17 protein-coding genes are annotated in these 19,339 nt (G+C 68.2%); 12 read left to right on the forward strand and 5 right to left on the reverse strand.

Annotated features, from left to right (window positions below):
• The first annotated feature begins 100 nt into the window (after positions 1-100).
• Complete coding sequence (locus AZC_RS06295; RefSeq protein WP_081433921.1) at positions 101-1,561, forward strand: EAL domain-containing protein; 1,461 nt, start codon at positions 101-103, stop codon at positions 1,559-1,561.
• 15 nt (positions 1,562-1,576) lie between these two features.
• On the opposite strand, the gene AZC_RS06300 is transcribed toward AZC_RS06295, so the two are convergent.
• The gene (locus AZC_RS06300; protein ID WP_081434113.1) at positions 1,577-3,271 is read right to left on the reverse strand and encodes an extracellular solute-binding protein; all 1,695 of its coding nucleotides are present in this window, start codon (positions 3,269-3,271) and stop codon (positions 1,577-1,579) included.
• 339 nt (positions 3,272-3,610) lie between these two features.
• On the opposite strand from AZC_RS06300, the gene AZC_RS06305 reads away from it, so the two are divergent.
• On the forward strand, positions 3,611-4,381 hold the full coding sequence (locus tag AZC_RS06305; protein ID WP_043878988.1) for an invasion associated locus B family protein: 771 nt from the start codon (positions 3,611-3,613) through the stop codon (positions 4,379-4,381).
• 78 nt (positions 4,382-4,459) lie between these two features.
• On the opposite strand, the gene AZC_RS24295 is transcribed toward AZC_RS06305, so the two are convergent.
• The 3 genes from AZC_RS24295 to AZC_RS06320 form a co-directional block, all read right to left on the reverse strand.
• Entirely contained in the window at positions 4,460-6,544 is a 2,085-nt protein-coding gene (locus AZC_RS24295) for a methyl-accepting chemotaxis protein (RefSeq protein WP_012169756.1), read from the reverse strand.
• A gap of 144 nt (positions 6,545-6,688) precedes the next feature.
• Positions 6,689-7,030 carry a heat shock protein HspQ gene (hspQ, locus tag AZC_RS06315; RefSeq protein WP_043878989.1) on the reverse strand — a complete coding sequence of 114 codons (342 nt, stop codon included), beginning with the start codon at positions 7,028-7,030 and terminating at the stop codon, positions 6,689-6,691.
• Positions 7,031-7,249: 219 nt separating this feature from the next.
• A complete protein-coding gene (locus tag AZC_RS06320) occupies positions 7,250-8,290 on the reverse strand; it encodes an HpcH/HpaI aldolase/citrate lyase family protein (RefSeq protein WP_012169758.1) in 1,041 nt (346 codons plus the stop codon).
• 278 nt (positions 8,291-8,568) lie between these two features.
• Between AZC_RS06320 and AZC_RS06325 the strand changes: the two genes are divergently transcribed.
• Complete coding sequence (locus tag AZC_RS06325; RefSeq protein ID WP_244421802.1) at positions 8,569-9,327, forward strand: gamma-glutamylcyclotransferase family protein; 759 nt, start codon at positions 8,569-8,571, stop codon at positions 9,325-9,327.
• 92 nt (positions 9,328-9,419) lie between these two features.
• On the forward strand, positions 9,420-10,379 hold the full coding sequence (locus AZC_RS06330) for an AEC family transporter (protein WP_012169760.1): 960 nt from the start codon (positions 9,420-9,422) through the stop codon (positions 10,377-10,379).
• Positions 10,380-10,385: 6 nt separating this feature from the next.
• On the opposite strand, the gene AZC_RS06335 is transcribed toward AZC_RS06330, so the two are convergent.
• Positions 10,386-11,324 carry a LysR substrate-binding domain-containing protein gene (locus AZC_RS06335; protein ID WP_052285876.1) on the reverse strand — a complete coding sequence of 313 codons (939 nt, stop codon included), beginning with the start codon at positions 11,322-11,324 and terminating at the stop codon, positions 10,386-10,388.
• Positions 11,325-11,501: 177 nt separating this feature from the next.
• On the opposite strand from AZC_RS06335, the gene AZC_RS06340 reads away from it, so the two are divergent.
• The 8 genes from AZC_RS06340 to AZC_RS06375 are packed head-to-tail and all read left to right on the forward strand — an operon-like array spanning position 11,502 to position 19,283.
• On the forward strand, positions 11,502-12,551 hold the full coding sequence (locus AZC_RS06340) for an ABC transporter substrate-binding protein (RefSeq protein ID WP_012169762.1): 1,050 nt from the start codon (positions 11,502-11,504) through the stop codon (positions 12,549-12,551).
• A gap of 38 nt (positions 12,552-12,589) precedes the next feature.
• The gene (locus AZC_RS06345; protein ID WP_043880087.1) at positions 12,590-13,630 is read left to right on the forward strand and encodes an ABC transporter ATP-binding protein; all 1,041 of its coding nucleotides are present in this window, start codon (positions 12,590-12,592) and stop codon (positions 13,628-13,630) included.
• Positions 13,627-14,523 (forward strand): ABC transporter permease, encoded by an 897-nt coding sequence (locus AZC_RS06350; protein WP_012169764.1) that lies wholly within the window; start codon positions 13,627-13,629, stop codon positions 14,521-14,523. Before AZC_RS06345 ends, AZC_RS06350 begins: the two co-directional genes overlap by 4 nt.
• Positions 14,520-15,326: an ABC transporter permease gene (locus tag AZC_RS06355; RefSeq protein ID WP_012169765.1), complete on the forward strand. Its 807-nt coding sequence runs from the start codon at positions 14,520-14,522 to the stop codon at positions 15,324-15,326. Before AZC_RS06350 ends, AZC_RS06355 begins: the two co-directional genes overlap by 4 nt.
• Entirely contained in the window at positions 15,323-16,453 is a 1,131-nt protein-coding gene (locus AZC_RS06360) for an NAD(P)/FAD-dependent oxidoreductase (protein WP_012169766.1), read from the forward strand. The genes AZC_RS06355 and AZC_RS06360 overlap by 4 nt, the downstream gene beginning before the upstream one ends.
• Positions 16,434-16,730: a (2Fe-2S)-binding protein gene (locus tag AZC_RS06365; protein ID WP_043878990.1), complete on the forward strand. Its 297-nt coding sequence runs from the start codon at positions 16,434-16,436 to the stop codon at positions 16,728-16,730. The genes AZC_RS06360 and AZC_RS06365 overlap by 20 nt, the downstream gene beginning before the upstream one ends.
• A complete protein-coding gene (locus AZC_RS06370; protein ID WP_012169768.1) occupies positions 16,727-18,154 on the forward strand; it encodes an NAD(P)/FAD-dependent oxidoreductase in 1,428 nt (475 codons plus the stop codon). Before AZC_RS06365 ends, AZC_RS06370 begins: the two co-directional genes overlap by 4 nt.
• A gap of 1 nt (position 18,155) precedes the next feature.
• Positions 18,156-19,283: an NAD(P)/FAD-dependent oxidoreductase gene (locus AZC_RS06375; protein ID WP_012169769.1), complete on the forward strand. Its 1,128-nt coding sequence runs from the start codon at positions 18,156-18,158 to the stop codon at positions 19,281-19,283.
• Positions 19,284-19,339 lie beyond the last annotated feature (56 nt).

Raw genomic sequence — 19,339 nt, forward strand, 5'->3', positions numbered from 1 at the left:
TCTGTGCGCGCACGCGTTAACCTCACGGTGCTTTCGGATTTGCCGCCGTTACGTGTGGTGGGCCCGTGCCGTATGGCCATTTGGGGGGAAATTGCGGCCGATGACCGATACTTGGGACCAGTTTTCTCGCCGGCTCGCTCTGGTTTACGCTCTGGTGGCGTTGGTTGTACTCGTCCTCTATCTGGCGTTCGACTTTCAGCGGTCCTGGTCCCGTTCCGTTTCGAATCTGCGCGAGCAGGCCGGCGCTGCCCTATCCTGGGCCGAGCGCGGGATGGATGCCGCCTCCGAGGCCATGTCCTCGGCCGCTACGGCCGGCTCCAGAGCCTGCGTCGCCGGGGCCGTGGAGCCCCGCGTGCTCTCCCACATGCTCAACGTGCCGCTCGACCGCGTGACCATCGCGACCGGCGGGCGCGTGCTGTGTGAATGGACGGCGCCCCAATCCACGCTCACGGCCTGCAGCACCGGCCAGCAGGCGGCAATGGCCATTTCGCGCACGCAGGATGATGTCACGGCGACCGCCCGCATCTATCCCGCCTGCATGCTCGCGCCCTTCGCGCTCTCGGTCGACGGCGTGGGGCTGGGCCTGCGGGAGAAACGCGAGCGCCGGGCCGCGGGTGAGCCGGATGCCCTGCTCACGCTGACCTCGGCGCGGTGGCCCGTGCAACTGGACGTGAGCGCTCCCCCTTACTGGCTCCTGCGCCGCTGGATGGCCGATCTGCCGCTGCAGATCGGCTTTTTTGCACTCGTGGGCCTTGCCATCTATTTCGGCCCGCTCGCCGCGCTGCGCCGCCGGCTCTCCATCGAGGGGCAGGTGCGCACGGCGCTGAAGCGGGGCGAGTTCTTCCTCACGTATCTGCCGACCATCGAGGTCAACACCGGCCATTGGCTCGGGGTGGAGGCGCTGATGCGCTGGCGGCACAGCCGCCATGGCCTGCTTCAGCCGGCGGCTTTCATTCCCTGGATCGAGCGCAGCCCGCTGATCCACGACACCACCAGCTGGGTGTTGCGGCAGGCGGCGAGCGATCTCGCCCGCATGAATGAACTCCATCACGAGCTTTATGTCGGCATCAACCTGCCGCCGAACCAGCTCAGCGACGAGCGGGTGGTGGACGCGGCCCTGGATGCCTTCGGCAACGACCAACTGTGCCTGTGCCGCGTGATGTTCGAGCTCACCGAGCGCGAGACGACGGATTATGCCTCCCCCGAGGTGCAGCGCGTGGTGGCGCGGCTGCGCGAGCGGGGAGCCCAGTTCGCGCTGGACGATTTCGGCATCGGCTTCTCCAATCTGGCGTCGCTGGCCCTGCTGGAGATCGATTTCATCAAGGTGGACAAGAGCTTCATTCAGGAACTGGAGCGGCGGGGTACGGACCCGAACATTGTCGACTCCATCGTCCATGTGGCCCGCGAGTTCGGTGTCGGCATCATCGCCGAGGGCATCGAGACGGAGCGCCAGCTCGATCGTATCCGGCGCATCGGCATCCGCATGGCGCAGGGCTTCCTTTTCTTCCGTCCCATGGAGGTGGAAGCGACCCTCGACCAACTGCGGCTCCAGACGCAATAGCGTACGGGTCGCCGCTCAAGGCGCGTGCCACCAGGTCTCCGGCAGGGTCCCGTAGAGTGAAACGGCGGTTGGCCGCTCGATGCGCGTCCAGCGCGCCAGCCATTGGCCGGGCGCGTAGAACAGAGGCACGCCGTAGGCGCCGGAGATGAGCGCGCGGTCAAGGGCGCGGGCGGCATCCGTCACCTCGCCCGTCGTGCGGGCGGCGGTGAGTGCGGCGATGGCGGCGTCCACGGCGGTCGACTTCGCACCCATATAATTGCGCGTGCCGGGCATGTCGGCGGCGGCCGAGCCGAAATAGAAGGCCTGCTCGTTGCCGGGCGAGAGTGACTGCGTCCAGGTGAAGGGCACCATGTCGAAGTCATAGGCGTTGCGCCGGGCATCGAACTGCACCGCATCCACCATCCGCACATTGGCGGTGATGCCGGCGCGGGCCATCTGGCTCGCGAAGCCCAGGGCGAGGCGCTCCTGTTCCCGTGTCGTCACCATCACCTCGAAGGCGAGCGGCTGGCCCGTCCCCACGGCGCGCAGCTTGCCGTCCTTCTGCCGGTAGCCGGCTTCCGCCAGAAGCGCGAGCGCCGCCTTGGTGCGCGTGCGGTCCCGCCCGCTGCCGTCGGACACCGGCGGGGCATAGGTGCCGGCTCGCACGTCGGCCCTGAGCTCGGCGGCGCCGGCACCGAGAAGCGCCTGCTCCCCCGCGCTCTCCGGCCGGCCGAGGCTGGAGAGGTCCGAGCCGTCGAAGAAGCCGGCCGTGCGGCGGTAGAGGCCGTGGTAGAAATTGCGGTCGAGCCATTCGAAGTCGAACAGCTCGATCAGCGCCCGGCGCACCCGGACGTCCGCGAACACCGGCCGGCGGGTGTTGAACACCAGTGCATAATGGGGCTTGGGCAGCCGCGTATCGATGGTCTCGCGGATCACCTGCCCGTCGCGGGCGGCGGGGAAGTCGTAGCCGGTCTGCCAGCGGCTGGGGTCGGTCTCGAAGCGGGCATCGACGAGCCCGCGCTTGAAGGCCTCGAATTCCGTATTCGCATCGCGGAAATAGGTGAAGCGCAGTTCGTCGAAATTGAACATGCCGCGGGTGACCGCGAGCTCCCGCCCCCAGTAGGCGGGGTTGCGGACCAGCGTCACGCTGGCGCCGGGCTCGATGCGCGCCACCGTATAGGGGCCGGAGCCGACGGGCGCCGTGAGCGAGGTCTGGTCGAAGGTCGACGCGTCCACGGCGTGGCGCGGCAGCACGGGCATCAGGCCCATGATGAGCGGCAGCTCCCGATCCGGCGCGGCGAAGGTGAAGCGCACCCGGCTGCCTTCGGCGCGGGCTTCGGACACCTTGCCGTAATAGAGGCGCAGGTTCGGCCGCCCCTTGTCCCGGAGGAGCTGGAACGAGAACAGCACGTCCTCCGCCGTCACCGGCGTGCCATCCGAGAAGCGGGCGCGCGGATCGATCTCGAAGGTCACATAGCTGCGCTCCTCGTCGGTCTCCACGCTCCGGGCCAGCAGGCCGTAGAGCGTGAAGGGCTCGTCATAGCTGCGCACCATGAGACTCTCGTAGAGGTACCCGCGCAGGATGGGCGGCGCGGTGCCGCGCACGATGAAGGGATTGAGGCTGTCGAACGTGCCGAGCAGGGAAAGGGAGAGGCGTCCACCTTTCGGTGCATCCGGATTGACGTAGGGGAATTGAGCGAATCCCGCCGCCATGCGCGGCGCGCCGTGCATGGCGATGGCCCCCTCCTGCGCGCGGGCGAATGAGGGAAGGGCACAGGGGAAGGCGAGTGCGAAAAGCCAGGCAAGGACAAGGCTGGCGCGGGATACGGGCAGGCTCCGGTCCAATCGTCACAGCCTCCGTCAGACGTCAGAAATCCTGCCACGCTGTCGCGTGGTGGCCGCATTCCTGTTCAAGGTAGCACGTCACACGCCGTGCGCGCGTGGGACTGTGATGTTCAGGTCACGGTCTTGCCTCAATTGACACCGAACAGAGCGGCGTTACAGAGGCGGAATGCAACGCCGCCAATTCGAGTCTCGCGCTCGGCGACCGGCATGACAGGGAAGATGGGAATGACGACAGCCACCATTTTGCGTCGCGCGAGCGCTCTCGCCGTCGCCGCGATGACGCTTGGTGTTGCGAGCGGGGCCCTGGCCCAGAACGCGGCCCCGGCCAAGCCGGCTCCGGCCAAGCCCGCGCAGGGCCAGCAGGCGCCTGCGCAGGCTCAGCAGCAGCAGGCTGCCGGTCCGCAGTCCGTGGCCGTGCCCGGCATCAACACTCCCTGGACCAAGGTCTGCGGCACCGATCAGGCCGCCAACAAGCAGATCTGCATGACCACGCAGGACTTCACCGCCGAGACCGGCCAGCCGCTGGCCTCTGCCGCCATCCGCGAGATGCAGGACGATCCGGTCAAGAAGTTCATCGTGTCGGTTCCGATCGGCATGCTGATCCAGCCCGGCACCCGCGTGGTGATCGACAAGGAAGCGCCGCTTTCGCTCAAGTACGAAATCTGCTTCCCCAACGGCTGCTTCGCCAGCATGGACGTGAATGCCGAATTCGTGACCAAGCTCAAGAAGGCGCAGAACATCACCATCCAGGCGCTGCAGATGGGCGGTCGCACGCTCAACTTCGTGCTGCCGGCCAAGGACTTCGCCAAGGCCTATGACGGCGCCCCGTCCGATCCGAACGTGGTTGCGGCCGAGCGTCAGAAGCTGGCGGAAGAGCTTCAGAAGCGCGCCCAGAAGATGATGGAAGAGCGTGCTGCGGCCCAGGGCGGCGCCCCCGCCCAGGGTGCTGCGGCCCCGGCTCCCGCCGCGGCCCCGGCGGCTCCCGCCAAGCCCTGATCGCGCATCGAAGCAGCGTTGGAAAAACGAACGGCCCGCCAATCGGCGGGCCGTTCTGCATTTGCGGACCTCGACGCCTCAGGCGGTGCGGATGCGGGCCACGAAATCGTCGGTGGCCACGCGCAGCTCGCTGGAGGTGCGGGACAGTTCGGTGGAGGCATCCAGGACCTGGCTGGCGGCGCTGCCGGTCTCGGCGGCCGTCTGGGTGACCTGCGCCATGTTCTCATTGGCTTCGCGCGTGCCTTCGGAGGCGCGGGCGATGGAGCCGGCGATCTCGCTGGTGGCCGCCTGCTGCTGGGTCACGGCGGAGGCAATGGACCCCGAGATGTCATTCATCCGGCCGATGGTGCCGGCGATGCTGGCGATGGCCGACACAGCCTCGTTGGTGGCGCTCTGAACGGCTGAGATCTGGGTGTCGATCTCTGCGGTGGCCTTGGCGGTCTGGTCTGCGAGGTTCTTCACCTCGCTCGCCACCACCGCGAAGCCCTTGCCGGCCTCGCCCGCACGTGCCGCCTCGATGGTGGCGTTGAGCGCGAGCAGGTTGGTCTGGCCGGCGATCTCGGTGATGAGCTGGAGGATGTCGCCGATCTTGCGGGCGGCCTCCGACATGGCGGTGACCTTGCTCGCGGCGTTGTTGGCCTCGTCCACCGCAACGCCGGCGATGCGCGCGGATTCCTTCACCTGCGTGCCGATCTCGTTCACGGAGGCGGAGAGTTCCTCCGCCGCGGCGGCGACGGCGCCCACCATGTCGCTGGCGACATGGGAGGCCTGCGCGGCCACCGACGAGCGGTCGGACGTCTGCGCCGCCATGGTGGACATGCCACGGGCGGAGGCCTGCAATTCCTCGGAGGTGGCGGAGACGGCGCCCGCGATCTTGCCGACCACACGGTCGAGTTCGTCGGCCACACGGGCGAAGGTCGCCCTGCGGTCCTGCTCGGCCTGCTCGCGCATGGCCACCTGCTCCTCCTGAAGGCGCACCACCTCGCGGCTGTTGCCCCGCAGCACTTCCACGGCGCGGCTGATCTCGCCGATCTCGTCCTTGCGGCCGGCGCCGGGAATGTCCACGTCGAGATTGCCCTCGGCGATCTGCTCGATGCCCACGGTCAGGCCACGGATGGGGGTGATGAGGCGGCGATTGATGAACAGCGCAAAGCCACCCACGATGGCGATGATGCCGACGATGCCGCCGCAGGCGAGCGCGAAACCGGTGCGGGCGGAGGCGATGCTGGCTTCGGCCATGACGTAGGCGGCGGTGAAGGCGGCGTCGCGCGGGGCGAGAGAGCTCTTCAGGGCCGGCGAAATCTGCGCGCGCCAGTCGGCGAGCGGCATCGGCGCCGGGCCTTCCCCCTTGGCAGCGGGCATCATGCTGCGATTGAGATTGGCGACGAGGTCGGTGAACTTGGTCTTGGCCTCGGTCATGGCCGTGGTGATGCCGGGGACGTCGTTCAAATCCTTGCTCGCATGGGAGACCATGTCCCAATAGGCGGTCACCTGGCCGTCGAGCTGGAAGAACTGCTCGAGCTGGGCCGGGGTGAAGGGCTTGCCGGAGCCGAGCAGCGTGGTGACCATGGTCGCGCGCCGGCCGGCGGCGTCCCGCAGGAAGATGGTCTGGCGGGCGAAGGCGGCAAGGCGGCCCACATTGTTGTCTTCGTCGCTGATGCGCAGTTCGAGCGCCGCGGCGGTCCGGCCGAGGGACTGAAGAATGTCCTGCGCCTTCGGCACGAAGGACTGAACGAAGGCGGGGTCCCGCGCAGCCTTCGGCTTCTCGCCCTGCGGCCAGGAGGCTTCGCGCAGCTGGCGGATTTCGTCGATGGTCTTCTGGATCGGCCCTTCGAACGCCTGACGGTCGGCGGCAGGCAGCTTGGCGGCGTTGGCCTTGGCGTTGGCCAGCGCTTCGTCCGTGCGGCCGAGGTTGCGGCGCATGGTTTCCTGGAGCGTGGGGGTGACGGGCGTATCCGCCAGCAGCATCTGGTTGAAATCGCCGCGTTCGATGGAATAGCGCTCGTTGATGTAGGCCATTTCGGCGAACACCTGCATCAGGCCTTCCACCGCGACTGCCGAATTCCAGCGCTGCCACTGGTTCACGGCCACAACGACGCCACCCACGAGGGACACTGCCCCGAGGGTCGAAATACACAGCAGGATCATCCCACGGATACGCATACAGTCCTCCCCCGGCAGAGCCGTTCAGACTGCACGCTGAAGTGGAATGCTTGCGCGGGGCTGACCGGTAGGAGGTATGATTAGCAGGCTGGCTTGCCAATCTATCGCCAGCTATCAAACGTCCGGATTTCCGGCTCGATCCTGTCAGTTCAGGAGGTCGCGCCGCACCTTCCAGCCGCCGGTTCCGTCCGAGGCGAGGGCCTCGGCCACACGTGGGTGGCGCACCGGCTCATTGGACGTGTCCGGCTCCAGATTCTGCTCCGACACATAGGCCACGTATTCATTGTCCGCATTCTCGGCCAGCAGGTGGTAGAAGGGCTGGTCCTTGCGGGGGCGGATCTCCTCCGGGATCGACAGATACCATTCCTCGGTATTGTCAAAGACCGGGTCCACGTCGAACACCACGCCCCGGAAGGGGAAGTGCCGGTGGCGCACCACGTCGCCGATGCGGAATCGAGCGGTGCGCGTGCGGGTGTCCGCGGCCACAGCCGCCTCGGGCGTCGCCCGGCTGGTGCGGGCGGGGCGGCGTGTACGCCGGGGCGTCGCGCCCGGTGCGTCTGTCCGCGCCTGTTCCTTCACCGACCGTGCCATTCCCGTGAATCTCCCGTGTGTCGCTGCGCCGTCACATAACGCAACGCCGCGATCTTCACCACTCCTTAACCCTGATACGCCGGCCCACGCCCTGGGGATGAGCCGGCGCCGGCCTCACAGGCCGTAGATTTTCGCCATCTCCGCATCCTTGGCGGCGACGATGCGGGCCAGGTCCACGATCACCTTGGCCTGTTTCCAGGTGGCATCATCCTGCATCTTGCCGTCGATCATCACCGCGCCGGCGCCGTCCGGCATGGCTTCGAGGATCTTGAGGGCGAAGGCGACCTCGCCGGGATCGGGGCTGAAGACGCGCTTGGCGATGTCGATCTGCGTCGGATGCAGCGACCATGCGCCCACGCAGCCCTGAAGGAAGGCATTGCGGAACTGGCTCTCGCACGCGGGGCCGTCGGCGAAGTCGCCGAACGGGCCATAGAAGGGCTTGATGCCGGCCGAGGCGCAGGCATCCACCATCTTGCCCACGGTGTAGTGCCACAGATCCTGCTGATAGCCGGTGCGGGGCGCATCCCCGTCCGGGTCTGCCAGCACCTTGTATTCCGGATGGCCGCCGCCGACGCGGGTGGTCTTCATGGCGCGCGACGCCGCAAGGTCGGCAGGGCCGAGGCTCATGCCATGCATGCGCGGAGACGCCGCAGCGATCGCCTCCACATTCTTTACCCCCTCCGCCGTCTCCAGGATGGCGTGGATGAGGATGGGCTTCTCCACCTTGTGCCGGGCTTCAAGCTGCGCCAGCAACTGGTCGAGATAGTGGATGTCCCACGGGCCATCCACCTTCGGCAGCATGATGACGTCGAGCTTGTCGCCCACCGCACCCACGATTTCGGTGATGTCGTCGAGCGCCCAGGGACTGTTCAGCGCGTTGATGCGGGTCCAGAGTCCCGTGGTGCCGAAGTCCACCGCCTTCGCCATCTCGATGAAGCCGGTGCGCGCGGCCTCCTTGGCGTCGATCGGGATGGCGTCTTCCAGATTGCCGAGCACCACGTCCACCTGACGGGCGAGGTCCGGTACCTTGGCGCGGATCTTCTCCAGATGCGGCGGCACGAAATGGATCATGCGCTCCAGCCGCACGGGCAGTTCCCGATAGGGGGCAGGGGCTCCGATGGCGAGCGGCTTGAAGAAGTTGCGCGGCAGTTTCATTGGTTTCCCCCAATCGTTGTTTCCGCAGAATGGACAGGCGCTCCGGCAGGGGCAAGAGCAACTTTGCCGTGCAGCATGTCCATGTGGCGGTGCAGCGCAGGTGGCAGCGGCGCTCGGCCCGCCCTGCTAGAGCGCGATCCGAGCGGATTTAATCAATCCGCTCGGTGAATCGCCCTCTAACCTCAAGAAAGAGAACGCGTGATCCGATCAGATTGCGATGCAATCCGATCCGCGCGTGCTCTAGAAGACGCCGGCTGGGGGATGCGAAGGAGACGCCAATGCTGACACGGCGCAACGTTCTGGGTGGCCTCGCGAGCCTCGGTCTTGGCGCGGTGCTGCCCGGCGCACCGCCGGCCTGGGCGCGCACCCCGGTGCTGCCCACCCAGTTCCTCATCGGCTATGGCTCGCTCATCGATGGGGATTCCCGAAGCGGTACGGCCGGCGAGCGGACCGACGCGGTGCCGGTGCGGGTCACGGACGGCTTCGGCTATCGGCGCACCTGGAACGCACGCTCCCGCTCGGGTTTCACCGCGCTGGGGCTGGAGAAGGCGGCGGGCAAGGCACCGACGCCCATCAACGGCGTGATCTTTCCGGTCACGGACGCCTCGCTGGTGAAGTTCGACGCGCGGGAATCCGGCTACGACCGGGTGATGGTCGCCCCGGCCCTGGTGGAGAGCCTCTCCTGGCTGCGCCTGCCGGACAGCGGCACCATGTGGATCTATGTGCCGAAGGCCGGGCAGCGGGACTTCCCGCCCGAGGCGCAGTTCCCACTTCTCCAGAGCTATATCGACCTCGTCCTCCAGGGCGCCCTGTCCTATGGCCGGGACTTTGCGGCCGAACTCATCGAGACCACGGACGGCTGGAGTCCGTTCTGGCTCAACGATCGGCCGGTGGCCCGGCGGCCCTGGGCGATGGTGCCCCATGCCGGAGCCATCGACAGCCTGCTGTCCTCGACCGCGCCCGCGAGCAGCGTCTTCGGTCAGCGGCTCTATGAAGGGGAATATGCCGTCCGCCACCTGACCCCGGCGCGGCCCTAGGACTACCGCAGCGCACCGCGCATGGCTGTCGGCTTGGCCTTGCGCGGCAGACCGCTTGCAGCGGCGGGACGAACATCGTCTGTTCCGGCGTCATGACGGACCTGTTCGGCCTCGCCTTTCCCTTCTTCGGACTGATCTTTCTGGGCTTTGCCTGCGGCCGGCTGGTGCGCCTGCCGGAAGAAGGGCTCGCCTGGCTGTCCTTCTTCATCATCTATGTGGCGCTGCCGGCACTCTTCTATCGCATCGTTGCCCAGACGCCATTTTCGGAATTGGCCAACCCGCGCTTCATCCTGGCGGCGGGCCTCTCCACGGCCACCACCGCCGCGCTCGCGCTCGCCATCGCTTTGTGGTTCAGGCGGGGAAATCTTAAAGAGTCCGCCATCGCCCTGAATGTCGGGGCCTACGCCAACGTTGGCTACATGGGCCCGGGCCTTTCGCTGGCCGCGCTCGGGGCGGAAGCGGCAACACCGGCGGCCCTGATCTTCGCCTGCGACAGCCTGCTGTTCTTCACGCTGGTGCCGCTGCTCATCGCCGTGCACGGGCGCGGAGAGCGCCTCTCAAAGACGCTCGTGACCGTCGTGAAGCGGGTGGTGACGCACCCCTTCAACATCGCCACGTTCCTCGGCGTGATCGCCGCCGCCTTCGATCTCCATGCGCCCGGTGCCGTGGAGCGGATGCTGGATTTCCTGAAAAATGCGGCCGCGCCCTGTGCGCTCTTTACGCTCGGCGTCACCGTCGCGCTGCGGCCGCTGAAGCGCGTGCCGGCGGAACTGCCGGCGCTGCTCGGCCTCAAGCTGTTGGTGCATCCGGCGCTTGCGCTCACCGTGTTCAGTGCCCTCGGCCCGTTCTCGGACCGCTGGATGGAAACGGCGGTCCTCATGGCCTCGCTCCCGCCGGCTCTCAACTGTTTCGTGCTGGCGCGGCAATACCGGACCTATATGGAGGAAGCTTCCGCCGGCGTGCTCGTGGGCACGGTGCTCTCCGTCGCCACGGTGACCGGCCTGCTCTATCTGATCCAGCAGCATCTCGTGCCGCTGCACCTCTTCCACTGAGCGGCCTCAGCCGGCGGCAGCGGGCTCGGGCTGGGTCCAAGGCGCCTCGGCGATGAAGGCGCGGCTGTGGAGCACGAAGGCATCCAGCAGCGCCTTGCCCACGGCCGGGAAGCGCTTCTGCGCCGAACGCACGGCGGCGAACTCGAAATCGACCGATGGCGTGAACGGCCGGATGACGAGGCCCCGCGCGGTGAATTCATGGGCCGTGAAGGGATCGCACACGCTCACCCCGAGGCCTGAGGTGACGAGGCCGCAGACGATGCCCGAGAGGCGGGTTTCCGCCCGCACCGCCGGCCGCACATTGTGCAATTCCATGATGCGGTCGAGCTGCATGCGCGAGAGGCCGCCCGGCTCCATGGCGATGAAGTCCTGACCATCGAAGTCCGTGACATGGATGGCGTCCTTGGCCGCCAGCGGATGATGCTGCGGCAGCACGGCCACCATGGGAGCGGAAGGCATGGGATGGGCGATCAGGCCCGCATGGGCGAGCGGCCCCATGACGAAGCCGAGATCGCATTCTCCCGACAGCGTGTGCTCCAGCACCAGGTGGGAGCTGACGCCGCTGAGCGAGAGATCCATGCGCGGCTTGTCTTTCAGGAAGCGGCCGACGAAGCGGGGCAGGAAGCCGTTCATGAGCGCCGGCATGGCGGCGATGCGCAGCACACCGGCGCGCCGCTCCTTCACCTCCCGCGCCACGTGCGCAATGCGCTCCAGCCCGACGAAGGAGCGCGCCACCTCCGCATAGACGGTCAGCCCCTCATTGGTGGGCACCAGCTTGGCGCCGCGCCGCTCGAACAGCGTGAGCCCCAGCGTCGCCTGAAGGTCACGGAGCATGCGGCTGACGGCCGGCTGGGTCACGCCCATGAGGGCGGCGGCATCGGTCACCGTGCCGGACACCATGATGGCGCGGAAAGCCTCGATCTGCCGGGGATTGAGCCAGGACACGGGAACACTCCGGGGCTGCAGGGCCATAACATCTCGTTATGTAAAATCATTCCAAATGCATTGGACGCACAAGCCCCCGCTGTATGACCATTTTGTCAGCGCGCACACAAAGACGGCAAAGGCGCGCCTGCCTTCCTTCCCGTTCCGCACGCACGTGGTTGCCACGAGGGGATTTCGATGAAGCGCTTGTCGTTTAAGCACGGTGCCGCCGCCTCCCTTGCCTGCCTCGCCGGCCTCCTTGGCCTCATCGGCGGCGCGCAGGCGCAGCAGACCTTCTATGTCGCCGGCTATGGCGGCACCTTCGAGCAGATCATGCGCAAGGAGATCATCCCCGCCTTCGAGAAGGCGCACGGGGTGAAGGTGGAATATGTGGCGGGCAATTCCACCGATACGCTGGCCAAGCTTCAGGCCCAGAAGGGCAATCAGCAGATCGACGTCGCCATCCTCGACGATGGCCCCATGTATCGTGCCATCAATCTCGGCTTCTGCGCGCCCATCAAGGGCCTGCCCACGGCGGAGCTGTTCGACACCGCCCGCTTCAAGGACGACAAGGCGGTGGGCATCGGCCTCGTCGCCACCGGCCTCATGTACAACACCAAGGTGTTCAAGGAGAAAGGCTGGGCGCCGCCCACCTCCTGGAACGACCTGAAGGACCCGAAATACAAGGGCCAGCTCGTCATTCCGCCGATCAACAACACCTATGGCCTCTATACGCTGGTGGAGTTCGCCCGCATGAATGGCGGCGGGGAGAACGCCATCGAGCCCGGCTTCAAGGTGATGAAAACGGACGTGAACCCCAACGTGCTCGCCTATGAGCCCTCGCCGGGCAAGATGACCGAGCTGTTCCAGAGCGGGCAGGCGGTGATCGCCGTGTGGGGTTCGGGCCGCGTCGCCTCCTTCGCCGCCACCGGCTTCCCGGTGGATTTCGTCTATCCCAAGGAAGGCGCGGTGGCACTGCTCGCCTCCGCCTGTCCGGTGGGGAAAGGCGGTGACAATGCGCTCGCCAATGCCTTCGTGCAGGCGATGGTGGCACCCGAGTTCCAGGCCGTGCTCTCCAGGGAATATGGCTACGGCCCGGTCAACAAGAACGCCAAGGTGGACATGGAAGCCCTGCGCATGGCCCCTGTGGGCGAGCGGGCGGCCAAGCTGCTCGTGTTCGACTGGGACGCCATCAACCCCAAGATCGACGACTGGACGAAGCGCTGGAACCGCGAGGTGGAACGTTGATCCTCGCGCGCACGTCCTCCAGCACGTCCGCGCCCGGCATGGCCAGCGCCTTCCTAACCCTCGATGGGCTCACCAAGCGCTATGCCGACCATGTGGCGGTGGATGCGCTGAGCCTCGCAGTTGCGCAGGGAGAGTTCATCTCCCTGCTCGGCCCCTCCGGCTGCGGCAAGACCACCACCTTGCAGATGATCGCCGGCTTCACCGAGCCGAGCGGCGGCGCCATCCGGTTGGAGGGGCGCGATCTGGTGGCGGTGAAGCCCGCCCGCCGGGGCCTCGGCATCGTGTTCCAGAGCTATGCTCTCTTCCCGCACATGACGGCGGCGGAGAATGTCGCCTTCGGCCTTGAAATGCAGAAGGTGCCGAAGGCCGAGCGCGCCACGCGGGTGGCGGACGCGCTCACCCTCGTCGGCCTCGGCGCGCTGGCGGACCGCTATCCCCGCCGCATGTCCGGCGGCCAGCAGCAGCGCGTGGCGCTTGCCCGCGCGCTGGTCATCAAGCCGCGCATCCTGCTGCTGGACGAGCCGCTGTCGAACCTCGACGCCAAGCTGCGCGAGGAGATGCAGATCGAGCTGCGGCAGATCCAGCGCTCGCTCGGCACGACCACCATCCTCGTCACCCACGATCAGCAGGAGGCCATGGCGCTCTCCGACCGCATCGTGGTGATGAACGCCGGCAAGGTGGAACAGATCGGCCGCCCACAGGAGGTCTATGAGCGCCCCGCGACGCCCTTCGTCGCCTCCTTCCTCGGCAAGACCAACGTGTTCGAGGCGCCGGTGCAGGCGGGCGAGGCGGTCATCGGCGGCCTGCGTGTGCCGTGCCCGCCGCATCTGGCGTCCGCCGGCCGCGTCAGCCTGTCCGTGCGGCCCGAGAAGATCGCCTTCGCGCAGGCGGGCCTTGCCTGCCGCGTCGTCTCGCGGGTGTTCCAGGGCACGCACTGGCTGTTCATCGGCGAGACGCCGGCCGGCATCGCCACCATCGTGTGCCAGAATGACGGCGCGCCGAAGCCGGAGGAGGGCGAGAGCGTCCATCTCTCCTGGCGCCCGGAGGATGCCGGCCTGCGGGCGGGAGAGGGGCGATGAGCGCGGTTGCCCATCTCGCCCCCGCCCGCGAGGGGGCGCCCGCCTGGATGGCCCCGGCGCTCATGCTGCTGCCGGCGCTGCTCATCGTGTTCGGCGTGGTGCTGGTGCCGCTGGTCATGACGGCGCTCCTGTCCTTCCATTCCTTCTCCAGCTCCACCGGCATCTCGCCGGGCCTGTCGCTGGAGAACTGGGCCGAGATCGCCGCCGATCCCTATTATGGCGAGATGTTCCTGCGCACCTTCCGCATCGCCGGTGTGGTGACGCTGGCCTGCTGCCTCATCGGCGCGCCGGAGGCCTATGTCATCCACCGCATGAAGGCGCCCTGGAAGGGCATCTTCCTGGTGGTCACGCTTGGTCCGCTGCTCATTTCCGTGGTGGCGCGCACCCTTGGCTGGGCGCTCCTGTTCGGCGGCCGCAACGGCGTCGTCAACAAGGCGCTGATGGACCTCGGCGTGCTCTCCCAGCCCATCCCCTTCATGTTCACCGAGGGTGGGGTGATGGTGGCGCTCACCCATGTGATGGTGCCCTTCATGGTGCTCTCCGTCTGGGCCGTGCTGCAGCGGCTCGACCCGCGCACGGAGAATGCCGCCGCCTCGCTCGGCGCCTCGCAATTCACCATCCTCACCCGCATCGTGCTGCCGCAGGTGCTGCCCGGCATCCTGTCCGGCGCCATAATCGTCTTCGCCCTGTCGGCGAGCTCCTTCGCCACCCCCGCCATCATCGGCGGCCGGCGGCTGAAGGTGGCGGCGACGCTGGCCTATGACGAGTTCCTCAACACGCTCAACTGGCCGCTCGGCGCCGCCGTGGCGGTGCTGCTGCTCGCCGCCATCGCCGCCATCGTCATCGGCTGCAACACGTTGGTGGAGCGGCGTTATGCGAGGATGACCCAATGAGCCGCAACGGTCCCCTCGCGCTCGTCTTCCATGCGCTGGTCATGGTGTTCATGCTGGCGCCCATCCTCATCGTGTGCGTGGTCGCCTTCACGCCCGAGGGCTATCTCTCCCTGCCCACCAACGGCCCGTCGCTGCGCTGGTTCAAGGCCATCGCGGGATATCCCGAGTTCATCTCGGCTTTCGGGGATTCGCTCTGGCTCGCGGCGCTTTCCTCGCTCATCGCGGTGGGCGTCTCGGTGCCCGCCGCGCTGGTGGTGGCGCGCCATCGCTTCCCCGGCCGGGATGCCCTGTGCGCGCTGATCCTGTCGCCGCTGATGATCCCGCACGTGGTGCTGGGCGTCGCCTTCCTGCGCTTCTTCACCCAGATCGGGGTCAGCGGCACCAAGGTCAGCCTAGTGCTGGCGCACGTGGTGATCGTGCTGCCCTTCGCCTTCCGCCTCACCCTCTCCACGACCACGGGCCTCGACCGCTCGCTGGAGCAGGCGGCGATCTCGCTCGGTGCCTCGGGGGCGACCCTGTTCCGCCGGGTGACGCTGCCGCTGATCCTGCCGGGCGTGGTCTCCGGCCTCGTGCTCGCCTTCATCAACAGTTTCGACGAGGTGACGATGACGGTGTTCATCGCGGCCCCCGGCGCCACCACGCTGCCGGTGCGCCTGTTTCTTTACATCCAGGACAATATCGATCCGCTGGTGACATCGATCTCGGCGGCGCTCATCGCGCTCACCGTGGTGGTGATGGCGCTCATCGAGAAGCTGTTCGGTCTTGAGCGGCTGCTCGCCGGCGAGGGGGGCGGACGGTCATGAGCGCGGCAGCGAACGAATTCGACGTCGCCGTCATCGGCGGCGGGCTGGTGGGCGCGTCCATCTCCTATGGCCTCGCCCGCGGCGGCGCCCGCGTGGCGGTGCTGGACGAGGGCGACATCGCCCTGCGGGCCTCGCGCGGCAATTTCGCTCTCGTGTGGGTGCAGTCCAAGGGCCTCGGCATGCCCGAATATGCCGCCTGGACGGTGCGCGGCGCGGGCCTTTGGCCGCAGCTTGCGCAGGCGCTGAAGGCCGACACCGGCCTCGACGTGACCCTCCAGCAGCCCGGCGGCTTCCATCTCGCGCTGTCCGAGGCGGAGCTGGAAAAGCGCTCCAACCTTTTGCAGCGGCTGCACAATCAGCCGCGCATGATGCGCTACGACTATGAGATCCTCGACCACGCGCGGGTCAAGGAGATGATGCCGGAGATCGGCCCGCAGGTGGTGGGGGCGAGCTATTGTCCGCTCGACGGCCACGTGAACTCGCTGCGGCTGTTCCGCGCCCTGCACACCGCCATGGAGCGGGCGGGCGCGCGCTACTTCGCCAATCATGGCGTCGAGGCCATCGCGTATGAGGGCGGCGAATTCCGCATCGCCACGGCCAGGGGCGAGGTGCGCGCCGCCAAGGTGGTGCTGGCCGCCGGCAACGGCAATGCGCGGCTCGGCCCCATGGTCGGCCTCGACGTGCCGGTGCGCCCGCAGCGCGGGCAGATCGTGGTGACGGAGCGCACGCAGCCCTTCATGCGCTATCCCGTCGTCACCGTGCGGCAGACCGACGAGGGCACGGTGATGCTGGGCGATTCCGTTGAGGAGGCGGGGCCGGACCCGACCGTGGGCCTGCCCATCGTCTCGGCCATCGCCGACCGCGCGGTGCGCATGTTCCCGCGTCTCGGCGGGCTCAATGTGGTGCGCACCTGGGCGGCGCTGCGCGTGATGACCAAGGACGGCTTTCCCATCTACGACCAGTCCGCCACCTGTCCGGGGGCGTTCGTCGCCACCTGCCACAGCGGCGTGACGCTGGCCGCGACCCATGCGTTCGTGGTGGCTCCGGCGATCGCCGCCGGTGGCCTGCCGCGGGAGGATTTCGAGGTGTTCAGTGCGCGGAGGTTCCATGTTCCGGCGGCTGCCTGAGGCACAAGGCGACACCGTGCGCATCACGGTGGACGGCCGGCCCGTCACGGCGCGGGCGGGCGACACGGTGGCGGCGGCGCTGCTCGCCGCCGGCATCGACCACAATCGCGAGACGCCCGTCAGCGGGGCGCCGCGCGCGCCTTACTGCCTGATGGGCGTGTGCTTCGATTGCCTGGTGGTGATCGACGGCACGGGCAACCGGCAGGGCTGCATGGTGCCCGTGGCCGAAGGGATGCGCGTGGAGACGCAGAAGGGCAAGAGGGAGATCGGCCGATGAACGCGCGCCCCGCGACCCCCATTCCCGCCGCCTGCGACGTGGCCGTGGTGGGCGCCGGCCCCGCCGGCCTCGCTGCCGCAACGCTTGCCGCGCGCGCCGGCCTCTCCACCGTGCTGCTGGACGAGAACCCGGCGCCCGGCGGTCAGATCTACCGCGCCATCACCCGCTCGCCGCTGCCGAAGGGCGCGGTGCTGGGGGCGGATTACTGGTCCGGCGCGACGCTGGCTGATGAGATGCTCACCAGCGGCGCGGCCTATGTGCCCGGTGCCACCGTCTGGTCGCTGTCGCGGGAGCGGGAGATTGCGGTGTCCGTCGCCGGGCGCGCGCATCTCGTCACGGCGAAGCGCGTCATCCTCGCCACCGGCGCTTTGGAGCGGCCCATGCCCATTCCCGGCTGGACGCTGCCGGGGGTGATGACGGCGGGCGGGGCGCAGACGCTGCTGAAGTCTTCCGGGCTTGTGCCGGACGGCCGGCTCGTGCTCGCCGGCTGCGGGCCGCTGATGTTCCTGCTCGCCGCGCAGTTGCTCGACGCAGGCGTGAAGATCACCGCCATTCTCGATACCACCGCCCCCGGCGCGTGGCGGGCGGCATTGCCGGAGGCGTTCGGCTTCCTCACCTCGCCTTACTTCCGCAAGGGCCTGACCTTGCTACGCAAGGTGCGGGCCAATGTGCGCATCCTCTCCGGCATCACGGCGCTGGAGGCGGAGGGCGACCGTGTGGTGCGTGCCGTTTCCTACACGACGGCATCCGGCGCACGCGGGCGCATGGAGGTGGATACGCTGCTGCTGCATCAGGGAGTGGTGCCGAACCTCAATCTCGCCAATGCCGCCGGCATTCCCGTGGTCTGGGACGAGGCGCAATGCTGCTTCCGCCCCGATGTGGATGGCGAAGGCACGAGCCCGCTGGAGGGCATTGCGGTGGCGGGTGACGGCGCCGGCATCGGCGGCGCGCTGGGCGCGGCCGAGCGCGGCCGGCTGGCGGCGCTCGCTGCCATCGCCGTCCTGAAGCCCGGCGCGCCGGTGCTGGCGGAGAAGCCGAAGGTGGAGGCGGCGCTCGCGCAGGCGCTGAAGGGCCGCGCCTTCCTCGACCGGCTCTATCGCCCGGCGGATGGCTTCCGCCGCCCGGCCGACGACACCATCGCCTGCCGCTGCGAGGAAGTGACGGCCAAACAGGTGCGCGAGACGGTGGCGCTCGGCTGCGCCGGGCCCAACCAGCTCAAGTCCTTCCTGCGCACGGGCATGGGCCCGTGTCAGGGCCGGATGTGCGGCCTCACCATCTCCGAACTGATGGCTGAGGCGCAGGGCGTTTCCCCGGCCGAGATCGGCCATTACCGCCTGCGGGCGCCGGTAAAGCCCATTTCGGTGGCTGAACTCGCCTCCCTGCCACGGGACGAGACGGCCATGAAATCGGTGGAGCGGGGCTGAGATGGCGCGGCCGGATGTCCTGATCATCGGCGGCGGCCTGCACGGCTGCTCAACAGCCTTGCATCTCGCCCGGCGCGGCGTGAAGGCGCTGGTGATTGAGAAGGACCACGCCGGCCGCCATGCCTCCGGCGTCAATGCAGGCGGGGTGCGGCGGCTCGGCCGCGCCTTCGCGGAGGTGCCGCTCTCCGTCGCCTCCATGGAACTATGGCATTCCATCCGCGATCTGGTGGATGACGACTGCGGCTTCGAGAGCCACGGGCAGGTGAAGGTGGCGGAGGACGAGGGCGACCTCGCGCTCCTCGCCGAGCGGGTGGCCAGGCTCAATGCGCTCGGCTTCACCCATGAGGAACTGATTGCGCAGGACGAATTGCGGGCGCTGCTGCCCGCCGTCTCGCCCCATTGCGTGGGCGGCATCGTCTCGCGGGCGGATGGGGCGGCGCTGCCCTTCCGAACCGTGCTCGCTTTCCGCAATGCCGCCATCCGCCTCGGCGCGACCTTTCTCGAAGGCCGCCCGGCAGGCCTGCCGGAGCGGCGGGGCGGCCTGTGGCGGGTACAGGTGGGGGGCAAGACGCACGAGGCCCCCGTGCTGGTGAACGCCGCCGGAGCCTGGGCGGACCGCATCGCTGCGGCGCTGGGCGAGCCGGTGCCGCTTGAGGTGATCGCCCCCATGCTGATGATCACCTTGCGGATGCCACCTTTCGTGAAGCCGGTGGTGGGCGCAACGCGGCGCCCGCTTTCTTTCAAGCAATATGCCAACGGCACGGTGCTGATTGGCGGCGGGCACCGCGGTATCGCGGATCGCGACACCAACCGCACGTCGCTCGATTTCGGCAAGCTCGCCTTCAACGCCCGCACGGCGGCGGAGATCTTCCCCATCATGGCGGAGGCGCAGATCAACCGCGCCTGGGCGGGCATCGAGGCGCGGATGCCCGACGACATCCCCGTGATTGGCCCGAGCCTTCAGGCCGAAGCCGCCTATCACGCCTTCGGCTTCTCCGCCCACGGCTTCCAGCTCGGCCCCATCGTGGGCAGCATTCTCGCGGAACTAGTCACCACGGGCGCCAGCAACCTGCCCATTGCGCCCTTTTCCATCGGCCGGTTCGCCGCCCCAGTGGCGCAGGCGGGATGAGGCTTTTCACGCGCGCCGGGCCGTTCTAAATGCGGGATAGGGCCGTCCCTGCCCTG

Origin of the sequence: Azorhizobium caulinodans ORS 571 (genome assembly GCF_000010525.1) — a bacterium.
In the GTDB taxonomy this organism is placed as follows: Bacteria; Pseudomonadota; Alphaproteobacteria; order Rhizobiales; family Xanthobacteraceae; genus Azorhizobium; species Azorhizobium caulinodans.

Excerpts from the sequence above, each read along its gene's own strand:
- AZC_RS06330 (WP_012169760.1), top strand. The coding sequence starts at position 9,420 with ATGACGGACCTGTTCGGCCTCGCCTTTCCCTTCTTCGGACTGATCTTT.
- AZC_RS06375 (WP_012169769.1), top strand. The coding sequence starts at position 18,156 with ATGGCGCGGCCGGATGTCCTGATCATCGGCGGCGGCCTGCACGGCTGC.
- AZC_RS06340 (WP_012169762.1), top strand. The coding sequence starts at position 11,502 with ATGAAGCGCTTGTCGTTTAAGCACGGTGCCGCCGCCTCCCTTGCCTGC.
- AZC_RS06365 (WP_043878990.1), top strand. The coding sequence starts at position 16,434 with ATGTTCCGGCGGCTGCCTGAGGCACAAGGCGACACCGTGCGCATCACG.
- AZC_RS06300 (WP_081434113.1), bottom strand. The coding sequence starts at position 3,271 with ATGCACGGCGCGCCGCGCATGGCGGCGGGATTCGCTCAATTCCCCTAC.
- AZC_RS06325 (WP_244421802.1), top strand. The coding sequence starts at position 8,569 with ATGCTGACACGGCGCAACGTTCTGGGTGGCCTCGCGAGCCTCGGTCTT.
- AZC_RS06355 (WP_012169765.1), top strand. The coding sequence starts at position 14,520 with ATGAGCCGCAACGGTCCCCTCGCGCTCGTCTTCCATGCGCTGGTCATG.
- AZC_RS24295 (WP_012169756.1), bottom strand. The coding sequence starts at position 6,544 with ATGCGTATCCGTGGGATGATCCTGCTGTGTATTTCGACCCTCGGGGCA.
- AZC_RS06305 (WP_043878988.1), top strand. The coding sequence starts at position 3,611 with ATGACGACAGCCACCATTTTGCGTCGCGCGAGCGCTCTCGCCGTCGCC.
- AZC_RS06370 (WP_012169768.1), top strand. The coding sequence starts at position 16,727 with ATGAACGCGCGCCCCGCGACCCCCATTCCCGCCGCCTGCGACGTGGCC.
- AZC_RS06320 (WP_012169758.1), bottom strand. The coding sequence starts at position 8,290 with ATGAAACTGCCGCGCAACTTCTTCAAGCCGCTCGCCATCGGAGCCCCT.
- AZC_RS06360 (WP_012169766.1), top strand. The coding sequence starts at position 15,323 with ATGAGCGCGGCAGCGAACGAATTCGACGTCGCCGTCATCGGCGGCGGG.
- AZC_RS06345 (WP_043880087.1), top strand. The coding sequence starts at position 12,590 with ATGGCCAGCGCCTTCCTAACCCTCGATGGGCTCACCAAGCGCTATGCC.
- AZC_RS06350 (WP_012169764.1), top strand. The coding sequence starts at position 13,627 with ATGAGCGCGGTTGCCCATCTCGCCCCCGCCCGCGAGGGGGCGCCCGCC.
- AZC_RS06295 (WP_081433921.1), top strand. The coding sequence starts at position 101 with ATGACCGATACTTGGGACCAGTTTTCTCGCCGGCTCGCTCTGGTTTAC.